A 9,943-nucleotide genomic window follows, 5' to 3' on the forward strand; every position below is an offset into this window, starting at 1 on the left:
CTCCGCGACCTTCGGGGACGGGTTGAGCCCGCCGCCCGTCAACGGGATCTTCCCCCACGGATTGGGCAAGGACTCGACCAACCGCCACTCCGACAAACATCACACCGCTGACACGCACGACGCCCCGAGGGTCTTCCAGGTTGAGATGACGAAAGAGCCCCGGTCTGCCAAACCGCTGGGGGACGCAGCGCCGACAAGGTCACTGGAGCACCACAGGTCGGCGAGACGAGAACAGCAAATTCAGAAAATCTTCGAAAGATTCTCCATATCGGCCAAGGTACGGGCTATTTCCGCCATAGATCGCACCGTCAAGACCCGCGAATAGAAGAACTCCACAGTCCATTAGACCTATAGGCGTAAGTCTCCCGCCAGCCTTCACCTCGTACTCATTCGAAAGTGCGAACAGCGAGGTATTCGCGACCGCTGCAACCGGGTCTATATGTGTAATATCTCTGGCATCCTTGCTCCAATGATGGGGATGCGCGAAACTTATGGAGAAGTATTCCTTAATAAACTCTTCAACAGCCTCACTAGGAAGGCGGTCGATGCTGGCCCAGGACCGTCTCGCAGCATCGATTAATGCTCTTCTGCCCACGAACCAGCCACTTTCACGCAGCCCATTGACAGCTTGTTCATTCAGCATGCCCGCAAATACCCCCATATAGTGCCCGCGGAATAATCAACCCGCGCGATCATATAAACTCGCCATCACACTCAGCTATTTACTTCGGATTGGCACCTCCGCCAACAACTATGATGAGGCACTGCTGGCATGCCACTGCCCTGTCACCCGTCCCAGCATACACGACAGCGTATTCCACGTTGCTCAATACCGCGAGGTTATCGGTCGGGGCGTCTCCCAGGGCACCATTGCATGCGCGCACTTCTGCGCAATTGTCCCAGGGCCATGGTTCGCGCCCTCGAGCGAGAGGCGCCCGTTGCGTCAGAGCGTCTTCATAGAAAGGGTGACCCCTGCCATGGCCACTTAGCCCGATATGGATATCTCCTGGCACGCCGTTTCCGTCGTCAATGAGTCGGGCAGCTGCAACCTTTTCAACGCCGAGCGGGGCGTTCTTCGCTGCGGCTTTTGCGGCGCGAATGACGCATCGTTGTTGTGGACCAGGACGGGTGTGGCACCTGCGAGGACGTAGTAGGTGTGTGCTCGAGCTATGGTGAGGTCGTTGGTGCGCTGCTGCCGGTTGTACTTTCGGTTGCCGCTGACCTGAACCCAGCTTCCAACTTCTGTGCGAAGCCATTGACCTGGCTGAATTTTGCCAGCATCGAGCCAACGATTTAGATCGGCGATCCAAAATGGGTGGTTCTGCGTAGCAGTGATGACTTGACTGCCGGTTTCGGTGGCTACCGTAATTTCACTGAAAAGCTTGTCGTCTTCGGTGGTAATGCTGGCAAGCACCGTCTGAGGGCCTGTTTTTCCGGTCTCGGGGTCGGTCGCAAGGACGACGTCACCGGGGACGATGTCAGCGATGCGCTTTTGACTGCCATCTGCCATGAGAACCAGCGTGTCGGGCAGGAAGCTGTGGCAGACGACCAGGCGGGCTCCCGGCGACGCGGATTTCGGGCCGCCGAGCACGAGCACGAGGCCGTCACCAAAGACTTGGCCGAGTTCGTAGGCGTCACCTTCGGCGTAGGCGTTCTCCTTAGCCCAGTTGTCTGTCTGCGTGCTTCCGCAGTTCTCATCCGACCAGGCCCCGAGAGATGCTGGTGCCCTGCACGCCACATCGATAGCGGTGTAGATCTTTTGAGCTCCGCCGAGGACGAACGCCACAACCGGGTTGCGCTTTGTTCCAGGACGCCAGGGGATGGCGCAGGGATTAATTTCTGGGCGGCACTTGTTCTTTTCGGTGTTGTAGGCCTGCACTTGCCCGGGGGATTGCGAGCGGGTGCGTCGGTCGTCTCCAAGACGGCCCCGACAGGGCTGACGGCGGCTGCGGCAAGTGTGTCGCGGTGGGTGTCGACGCCGATGACGCCGTCGACGAGTTCTGCGAGCATGACCACGCGGTGGTTCCCCTCTGGGCGGACGGCCGTAACGGCGTCGGCCTGGGTGGAGTCACCGCGTGGCAGAACTGTGATGAGTCACGCCGCAAGGCGGACAGGCTGCTGATCAAGCCAACGGGTGGGCCAGGCCGACGCCCGCGTCCGGCAAACATCTCGGTTCCACGGCAGTCCCTGACGGGACGCCAGTTCGATTTCGAGTCATGCCGGATCGCAAGCGCCGAGCCTGGCAGCAACCCATCCCGGGCCGCAGAAGGAGACTCACAGTTCGATTTACAGACCCCAACTAGCCGGTGCCCTGGCAACGGCGCCTGATCTACGCCGGCGAGTCCTGGCCGCGCGGCGACCGGGCCCGCGTCGGTTGGCGTCCCGTATGGCGGGATGGCTCCGATCGTCGTGCCGGTCCGCTCCTCGAGGGAAGGGCTGTGGTACCCCGGGTGTTCGAGCCCCGGGGTACCACAGGAGGGGTCAGACGCCGAAGGCGGCGGGGTACTGGATGGTTCCGGCGGAGACCGTCCGGGTGTTGTCGAGGGCCATGGCCATCATGGCCTCGTCCGGCACCTCGAAGGGTGCGTGGATCCCGAAGCGGGAGGCCGGTGTGAAGCCGAACCGCGGGTAGTAGTCGGCGTGTCCCAGGACGAGGACGAGGTTTTCGCCCATGGCCCGGGCGGCGTCGAGTGCGGCGCGGATGGCGGCGGAGCCGGCGCCGGTGCGCTGGGCCGAGGGCAGCACCGCGCAGGGTGCCAGGGCGAGGGCGGGTACGCCGTCGACGTGGCAGCGGGTGAGCAGCGCATATCCGGTCGCGGTGCCGTCGGGGGCCGCGGCGACCATGGACAGTCCGTCGATCCACGCCTTCGGGTCGGCGCGCAGGGCGTCGACGATGTCGGCCTCCAGTGCGGTGGGGAAGGCCGCGAAGAGGATGTCGCGGATGGCGGGGATGTCCTCGGTGGTCTCGGAACAGGCAGCCCAGGTGGTCATGGTTTCGTCCTCCGTGGAGTCGGGGGTGTGGTCATGGGGGCGGAGGATGTAGACGGCGTAGTCGTAGTCGCTGCCGTGTTCGCGCCGCATGTCGATCTCTGTCCGGTGTGCGGCCAGGGCCTGCGGCATGCCGGGGTGTTGCGGGTCCGCCCGGTCCATGCGCTGGGTGAGCGGCGGGTAGTACTCGTCCCACCAGTCGCTTTCCGGGAGCGACCAGTGCGCGTGGAGACGGTAGCCGGCGGCCTGTGCGGCTTTGGCGTTCGCGGCGTGGGTGCGCAGCGGGTAGGCCGCGTCCCAGTACGCGCGCACCGGGGCGGCGGGGCTGGGCACGGTCCATTCGATTTCGGTGACGACGAGGACGCCGCCCGGGGCGAGCAGGCGACGCCAGGCGCGCAGGGCGACGTCGAAGCCGACGGTGTAGACGGATCCCTCGGCCCAGATCACGTCGAAGCTGTGATCCGGGACGGGCAGTTGGTCCATCGAGCAATTGACGACCGTGATCCGGTCGCCCAGGCCCCGGCGGGCCGCCTCGGCGGCAAGACTGTCCAGGTACGGCTGGTGCAGGTCGACCGCGGTCACGTGCGCGCCGGCTTCTTCGGCGAGCAGCAGTGTGGAGCGACCGGAGCCGCAGCCCGCGTCCAGGCCCCGCGGGTGCTCGGGCAGCGGTCCGGCCATCTCCAGCGCGTGCCGTGTGGTGGCGTCCGAGCCCGGGCCCTGCCGGGGCAGGCCGTGGTGCAGGGTGAAGAATGCCTGCGTCACCGGGTCGCCGCCGGGGGCGGGGGTGTCGTTGTTGTTCACTTCCGGTTCTCCCGGAACTGGTAGGTGGCGCGCAGGTGGCGCGTGATGTCCTTCCTGGTGGCCTCGCGCTCGGCACGCAGCCGCGAGTCGGTGCGGGAGGCGGAGTAGGCGTTCTCCCGCAGCAGCCGGTGGTAGCTGTCCAGACGGCGTTGGGGAATCTCCCCTGCCTCGACCGCGGCCAGCACCGCGCAGCCGGGTTCGTTCCCGTGTGCGCAGTCCGTGAACCGGCAGGCCTGTGCGAGGTGTTCGATCTCGGCGAAGGTCTGTTCCAGTCCGCTCTTGGCGTCGTGGAGACCGATCGCGCGCAGGCCGGGGGTGTCCAGCAGGACCCCGCCGCCGGGTAGCGGGAGCAGTTCCCGCCAGGAAGTGGTGTGTCGGCCCTTGCCGTCCACCTCGCGGACGGCGCCGGTGGCCAGCCGGTCCTGGCCCAGCAGCCGGTTGCCCAGGGTGGACTTGCCCGCTCCGGAAGGGCCGAGCAACACGATGGTGCCGTTCAGGACGGCGGTCAGGGTGTCCAGGCCTTGTCCGGTCACGGCGCTGGTGGCCAGTATGTCCACCCCGGCGGCCACCCCGGACACCTGCTCTTCGGCGGAGGGCAGGTCCGTGCATGCGTCGGCCTTGGTGAGCACCACGACCGGCCGGGCGCCGCTCTCCCATGCCAGGGCGAGCATGCGTTCGGTTCTACCGTGATTGAGCGGTGCCGCGAGCGACACCGTCACCGCGACGGTGTCGACGTTGGCGGCCAGGATCTGGCCGTGCGAGGTACGCGAGGAAGTCGAGCGCACCAGGGCGGTGCGGCGTTCCAGCGTCGCGTGCAGCACCGGCACGCGGCCGACGGTGACGGGGCGCAGTGCCGCCCAGTCTCCCGTGCACGGCGCCGACAACGGGTCACCGTGATCGACGGTGCCGGGAACCTCCGCGCGGACGATTCCGGCGTCGGTGACTGCTTCGCACGAGCCGCGTTCGGCACGCACGATGCGGGCGGGGATCAGTCCGGCGGCGCGATGGGGCGCGAAGGCGTACTCACACGCCTCGTCCCAGCCGTAGTCCGCCAGACAATACGACTGAGCATGATGCGAAAAGGATTGAGACAACGTAGGGACCCTTGAAAAGGGACCCCGATCGGCACAGTGGATCGCCCTCCGCGAGCTGTCAGGGCTCTTGCGGGGGCATCGCCGTCAGGTCAGACCGGGGCCCGGGACGTGAGGATGGTCCGGCGGGCACTGCACACGGCAGTGGCCTTGGCGACAGACATCAACTCACCTCCCAATTCTGATCCCGCAGCGACCTGGTTGTCTCTGCAGCAGGCATGCTAGCACCTCCGTTACCGGCTTCGGACAATGCCGGAAACGGAGGCGCGTCGGCGCATGGTTCGGCTCGGGCGGCGGGGTCGCGTGCGGCGGCCGAGCCGCTTGTCCATATCCAGGCGGAAGGTCCCGTACGGGTTGACGTTGGAGCAGAACAGAGCGGTCAGTCCGCGCCGGTCCTCGTGGCTAGGCTTCTTCGCCCACTTCGGCTCGCCCAGAACTTGCCGGAGCAGCGGGGTGTTGACGTGCAGGGCGAGCGTCGACGTCTCAGCGTGCTCCTTGTCCGGGCCGGTCAGGGCACCGTCCTTGCCGTAGTGCAGCACCGTGTTCGCCGAGTTCCAGTTCTCCACGACCTGAAAGCCGCCGTGGATCTCCCGACGCAGGCCGGGGGGCGCTGGTCGGCCCTGCGGCGGCGTCCGCATCGACGCGGTCGAGCTGGTGCGCTGACGGCTTACCGCTCGTGCGGGTTGAGCGGGCCGCCAGCGATGTTGCCGGGGCCCTCGGGCAAGTTACAGACATGGCCTGTCACGTGGGGCAGGCCCGGGCCTTGGCAAGCGTCGCCGAGGCCGCACGCGGTGGTGCCGTCCGGATGGTCGAGTTCGGTGCCGACGCATGTGTGAGCTGTACATCTGTAACGCTGCACGACCGGTGCCCAATCGCGAGAGGGTTTAGAGGTCCTCCTCGCGATCTGAAGCGCCGGCCGATGCCCGGCACCGGCTCAAGACATCGCCCACCAGCCATGCACAACGTTGACCAACGCGAGGGACTGCGGACGTTCTCTTGAGTTCATCGAGTGGCCGATCGGGGTCGGGCCCGCTACCGAACGGGCTCCGGCGCTATGGCGGTCTGCTGATCGAAGTCCTCGCGGGCTGCCAGGATTTGCTGGGCGTGTGCCACGGATCATGTGGAGATTGCCGCGGTGAGCTGTCCCGCCTCGATTCCGAGTTCGGTGAGTCCGTACTCCACCACCCGAGGCGGAACGGTGGGTCCGATCATGACGAGCCTGCCTTGCCCGACAGAGCTGGAGGACTACCAGCTGACCGGACAGCGCTGCCCCACCGTCGGCTGCCGTCAGCCAGCCGTCCGCGGCACCGAGCGTGACTTCTACAACGAGGACGGCACCGACGCTGCTGCGGCTGGGAGGCGGACCGCCCCCGAGGCACCAAGGCCGCCTCCGAGTACCTGTTCATGACCAGCCACGGTCGGTGCTCCGGGGCGGAGGCGGCCCGGTGACCGTCCCCGCGCGCACCATCGAGGAGTTGATCGGTGCGGACCGCGCCAGTCTGTGGGCGGTGGACCGGGCCGGCGAGTACACCGACCGCGACCTGCTGGACCCCGACGCGGCGCTGCGCTGGGTGTGGGCGCAGGCCGACGCCGGCGACCCGCTCGTCCTGGCCGGGCCGGGGCAGGTCTGGCGGCTCCCGGACGGCGTCGACCCTGACGAGGTCGACGCCCCGGCCCGCGTCCTGCTGATCTGGGCGCGCCTGGAGGAGCCCGCCCGCGTGAAGGTCCCGCTCGTCAGCGAGGACGGCACCCCCGGTGTCCGCGACGAGCTCCTGGTCGACGTGCTGCGCGACTACACCCTGACAACGTGGATGCCGTGGGGCGCGTTCGCCGACGACCCCGACCCGGCCACCCGCCCGGGCCCGGCGGCCTCGGACGGCGAGACGTGACCGCCTACGGAAGTGGAGTTCGCGCGGTGGCTTGCTGGAGCGGCGTGCGCAAGTCGGGGGGTCAGAAGCCTTTCGGCAGAGTCCGTGTCTCCGTGCGGAGTTCTCGGGGTTGCCTGCAGATCCCGCGAGACCGGGCCTCACATACACGACACGCCCGCTGTCGACAGCGCTGCCGGATCGCCGCGTTGCGGCGTGCGTCCCCCTCGGTCAGTCGGTCCAGGTCTTCAGGACCGCGGCGATCGTTCTCGCGACACGTCGGCTGAGTCGTCCGCCGGGACTGCCTGCGGGTGATGCGCCTGGTCATGAGAGTGATGGCGGCCCAGGTGATCAGCGATTCCGAGTGCTGGACGTGCCGTTCGTAGTCGCGGGCGTGTCGGCGGGCGTGCATCACCCAGGCGAGAGACCGCTCGACCACCCAACGACGGGGCAGGACGACGAACCCGATGACGTCCTTCGGCCGGCTGACGGTCTTGGAGGTGTCATGTGAACAGCGGCACATCGTGAAGCGGATCTCCGAACGGCTGGTCGACGAGCACGCCGTCGCGGGGATTCTCGCATCTGGTGGTCAGCCGATACGTCGCTGCCCAGGGCAGGCCGAACGTGGAGGCAACGGATAATACCTGAGGGGCTGTTGGCTGCCGTGGGCCCTTCGACGTCACGAGCCTTGGAGAGCATGTGAACGTACCCCTCGCAATCGCCACCATCGTCAGCAGTACCGCAGCTGTAGTCGCCTTGATCCTTGTCTGGCTCCAACTGAAGGTCCAGTCCCGCCAGGCCCGCCAGGCCGCGCTGAGTGCCCTCCACGAAGAGCTGGTAAGCCTTCCCATGCAGCGGGCGATCAGGGCGCTCTACCGGTACGAGCCAACTGATCTGGCGACGCCCGGCACCGAGGAGGTCCTTGAGACGATCGAGTTCGTCGTCAACCGGTTCAACTTCATCGGGTATCGCGTAGAGACCGGAGTCGTACCCGCCAACGACGTCCTACGCACGGAATGGCAGGCCGTGATCCGCCTGAGCCACCAGCTTCAACCGTTCATGGAGGCCGAGGCAGCCCGCCGCAACGGTGCGCCTTATAGCACCAGCTTCCAGTCCCTCGTCACTCGAGCACGCCAGTACGGCGAAGCTCATCATCCACAGGTGAGAGTCGAACCATTCCGGCGGCATTTCGATGCTGATCCGGCCGCTGTCTGAGTGAGGCGTCCGCCCTCAACAGTCGTCTGGCAGGGTTCTCGGTATGCCTAAGCCCTTGGGAGCCGAGGCGCTTCGTCGTGTCCTTGGCCCCACCACTCCGGCGGCGATCGGTGACATCGAGACTCTCGGCGAGAGGCAGTGCGAGGGATACCTGCTCCGCCATGTCGCCTACCGCGTGCCAAGCGGCCGCGCCTCGGTGTTCGTCTGCATCCCTGGCCGGCTGGCCCGACCGGCTCCGCTGGTCTTCTGCCAGCATCAGCACGCCGGCCGCTTCGACCTCGGCAAGAGCGAGGTGGTGGGGCTGCGGGGCAGGGCCGACCAGCGCTACGCCGCCGAGCTCGCCCAACGGGGCTTTGTCACCATCGCCCCCGACGCCATCGGGTTCGAGGACCGCAACTGGGCCGACGGGGACAACGTCGGCTGGTTCGAGCTGTCCTCGCGCCTGGTGATCGGCAGAACGCTGTTGGCGGACTTGCTCCAAGAGGTGAGCCTGGCCATCGACTACGGGGCGTCGCTGCCAGAGGCCGACGCGACGCGAATCGGCTTCATCGGCCATTCGTATGGCGGCCGGATGGCGATCTGGGCCCCCGCCTGGGATCAACGCATCCAGGCGAGCGTGTCGAACTGCGGGTGCATTCCCTATCGTGAGTCCGCCGCGCATGACGCCGGCTTCCAGGCGGACTTCGTCGTTCCAGGCTTCGCCCGCGACTACGACATCGAGGATGTACTCTCGGCCGCCCCGCGATGCCGGTATCTGCTCATCGCGGGCGACCAGGACGTATGGAGCCGCGGCGCGGCCGACATCGCCCGCGCGCTCCAAGACCGCGGGGATAGGCATGCCACTGTGCGCATCCGGCCAGGCGGCCATGGGTTTCCCATCACGGACCGCGAACTTGCCTACGGCTTCATAGAGTCGGCTCTCTCCTAGACACCCCATCGCCGCTGACCGGAAACCCACGAAGCGCTCCCGGCGAGCATGGAGGACTGGCAACTCTGTTGATAATGCGTCCTGTTCGGGCTCGGTTGTCTTGCTGCCCCTGGCTCTGTCCACGAGCTACTCCTCATGAACAAAGCCGCTGCCCCGCTGGTCGGAGGCCACCGGTGGCCCGCTCGGACAAACCGCGGTCCTTGACCGCCTCAGGCATGACTGCTGTTCGAGTCGGGTTTCGATGAGCTGACGGGCAGACGCCGCATACTTCATGGCGGCGCGCGGCGTGGCCGGCGGCTACGTCCCCGCGTCGCTGCAGCACCAGACCGGTCTCGCCCTCGCCGACCTCGGCGACCTGGTCGGCGCCGAGACCCATCTGGCCGCGTCCGCCACCAACCGCGGCGCCGACGAGCACCACACCCTGACCCTCGTCCGGCTCCTCTCGCCGACGTCCAACTGCGCCGCGGCCGCCCCGCCGAAGCCGCCGCCACCGTGCGCGCCCTGCTCGAGCATCTCGACACCGTCGACTCCGCCCGCGTCCAGTGCGGCCTCGCCGACCTGCGCTCCGCATGGCAGCCCTACCGCACCGGCGAACCGGTTGTCGGATACGTCGACAGCCTGCTCGCCCAGCACTAAGACCGTGTCCTACGTGGTGTGGCGATGGAGTCGTTTGCAGCAGAGGGCTGCTGCCGCAAGCGTGAGCAATGCGAGGAACAGGTCGGATCTACGTTCGTAGCGGATGGTCAGCCGCCGGTATCCGGTCAGCCAGGACATCGTGCGTTCGACGGCCCAGCGGTGGCGACCCAGGCGCTGGGAGGTGTCGATGCCGATGCGAGCGATCCGCACGATCCGGCGTCCGCGCAGCCACTTCCGCAGAGGTGCGTTGTCGTAGGCCTTGTCGGCATGCAGTTTGCCCGGTTTCCACGGCCGGCCACGGTCTGGATCGTGCTTGGCCATGAAGGCTTGGACGAGCGGCTTCAGACCGTTGCTGTCATGGCAGTTGCCCGCCGAGAGCCCGACGACGAGCGGCAGCCCGGCGCGATCGGACAGGACGT

10 protein-coding genes and 2 pseudogenes are annotated in these 9,943 nt (G+C 67.0%); 4 read left to right on the forward strand and 8 right to left on the reverse strand.

Annotated elements, in window-relative coordinates; genetic code table 11:
* Positions 1–199 precede the first annotated feature (199 nt).
* The 6 genes and pseudogenes from AB0C36_RS41395 to AB0C36_RS41415 all read right to left on the reverse strand — a co-directional run bounded on the left by AB0C36_RS41395 (position 200) and on the right by AB0C36_RS41415 (position 5,518).
* Complete coding sequence (locus AB0C36_RS41395) at positions 200–643, reverse strand: SUKH-3 domain-containing protein (protein ID WP_358364539.1); 444 nt, start codon at positions 641–643, stop codon at positions 200–202.
* Positions 644–985: 342 nt separating this feature from the next.
* Positions 986–1,879, reverse strand: coding sequence for a polymorphic toxin-type HINT domain-containing protein (locus tag AB0C36_RS41400; RefSeq protein ID WP_358364540.1), 894 nt, complete (start codon positions 1,877–1,879; stop codon positions 986–988).
* A 17-nt stretch (positions 1,880–1,896) separates the two neighbouring features.
* Positions 1,897–2,016, reverse strand: a pseudogene (locus AB0C36_RS43320) (IS110 family transposase); the annotation flags it as partial.
* 465 nt (positions 2,017–2,481) lie between these two features.
* Positions 2,482–3,789 (reverse strand): GNAT family N-acetyltransferase, encoded by a 1,308-nt coding sequence (locus AB0C36_RS41405; protein WP_358364542.1) that lies wholly within the window; start codon positions 3,787–3,789, stop codon positions 2,482–2,484.
* Positions 3,786–4,883 carry a ribosome small subunit-dependent GTPase A gene (gene rsgA / locus AB0C36_RS41410; protein ID WP_435839222.1) on the reverse strand — a complete coding sequence of 366 codons (1,098 nt, stop codon included), beginning with the start codon at positions 4,881–4,883 and terminating at the stop codon, positions 3,786–3,788. Before rsgA ends, AB0C36_RS41405 begins: the two co-directional genes overlap by 4 nt.
* Before the next feature lie 230 nt (positions 4,884–5,113).
* Positions 5,114–5,518, reverse strand: coding sequence for a Tn3 family transposase (locus AB0C36_RS41415; protein ID WP_358364547.1), 405 nt, complete (start codon positions 5,516–5,518; stop codon positions 5,114–5,116).
* An 807-nt stretch (positions 5,519–6,325) separates the two neighbouring features.
* Between AB0C36_RS41415 and AB0C36_RS41420 the strand changes: the two genes are divergently transcribed.
* Positions 6,326–6,769 (forward strand): hypothetical protein, encoded by a 444-nt coding sequence (locus tag AB0C36_RS41420; protein ID WP_358364549.1) that lies wholly within the window; start codon positions 6,326–6,328, stop codon positions 6,767–6,769.
* 283 nt (positions 6,770–7,052) lie between these two features.
* Here the strand turns inward: AB0C36_RS41420 and AB0C36_RS41425 are convergent.
* Positions 7,053–7,247 (reverse strand): annotated as a pseudogene (locus AB0C36_RS41425) (IS5-like element IS4811 family transposase); the annotation flags it as partial.
* A gap of 197 nt (positions 7,248–7,444) precedes the next feature.
* On the opposite strand from AB0C36_RS41425, the gene AB0C36_RS41430 reads away from it, so the two are divergent.
* The 3 genes from AB0C36_RS41430 (at position 7,445) to AB0C36_RS41440 (ending at position 9,524) form a co-directional block, all read left to right on the forward strand.
* Positions 7,445–7,960 (forward strand): DUF4760 domain-containing protein, encoded by a 516-nt coding sequence (locus AB0C36_RS41430; protein ID WP_358364551.1) that lies wholly within the window; start codon positions 7,445–7,447, stop codon positions 7,958–7,960.
* A 43-nt stretch (positions 7,961–8,003) separates the two neighbouring features.
* Positions 8,004–8,888 carry an alpha/beta hydrolase family protein gene (locus AB0C36_RS41435; protein WP_358364554.1) on the forward strand — a complete coding sequence of 295 codons (885 nt, stop codon included), beginning with the start codon at positions 8,004–8,006 and terminating at the stop codon, positions 8,886–8,888.
* A 492-nt stretch (positions 8,889–9,380) separates the two neighbouring features.
* Positions 9,381–9,524: a hypothetical protein gene (locus AB0C36_RS41440; RefSeq protein WP_358364557.1), complete on the forward strand. Its 144-nt coding sequence runs from the start codon at positions 9,381–9,383 to the stop codon at positions 9,522–9,524.
* A 9-nt stretch (positions 9,525–9,533) separates the two neighbouring features.
* On the opposite strand, the gene AB0C36_RS41445 is transcribed toward AB0C36_RS41440, so the two are convergent.
* Positions 9,534–9,943 (reverse strand): transposase (locus tag AB0C36_RS41445; RefSeq protein ID WP_358364559.1); only part of this gene is annotated, 410 nt, incomplete at its 5' end.

It is taken from the genome of Streptodolium elevatio, assembly GCF_040649515.1.
In the GTDB taxonomy this organism is placed as follows: Bacteria; Actinomycetota; Actinomycetes; order Streptomycetales; family Streptomycetaceae; genus Yinghuangia; species Yinghuangia elevatio.

Excerpts from the sequence above, each read along its gene's own strand:
- AB0C36_RS41435 (WP_358364554.1), top strand. The coding sequence starts at position 8,004 with ATGCCTAAGCCCTTGGGAGCCGAGGCGCTTCGTCGTGTCCTTGGCCCC.
- AB0C36_RS41415 (WP_358364547.1), bottom strand. The coding sequence starts at position 5,518 with ATGCGGACGCCGCCGCAGGGCCGACCAGCGCCCCCCGGCCTGCGTCGG.
- AB0C36_RS41395 (WP_358364539.1), bottom strand. The coding sequence starts at position 643 with ATGCTGAATGAACAAGCTGTCAATGGGCTGCGTGAAAGTGGCTGGTTC.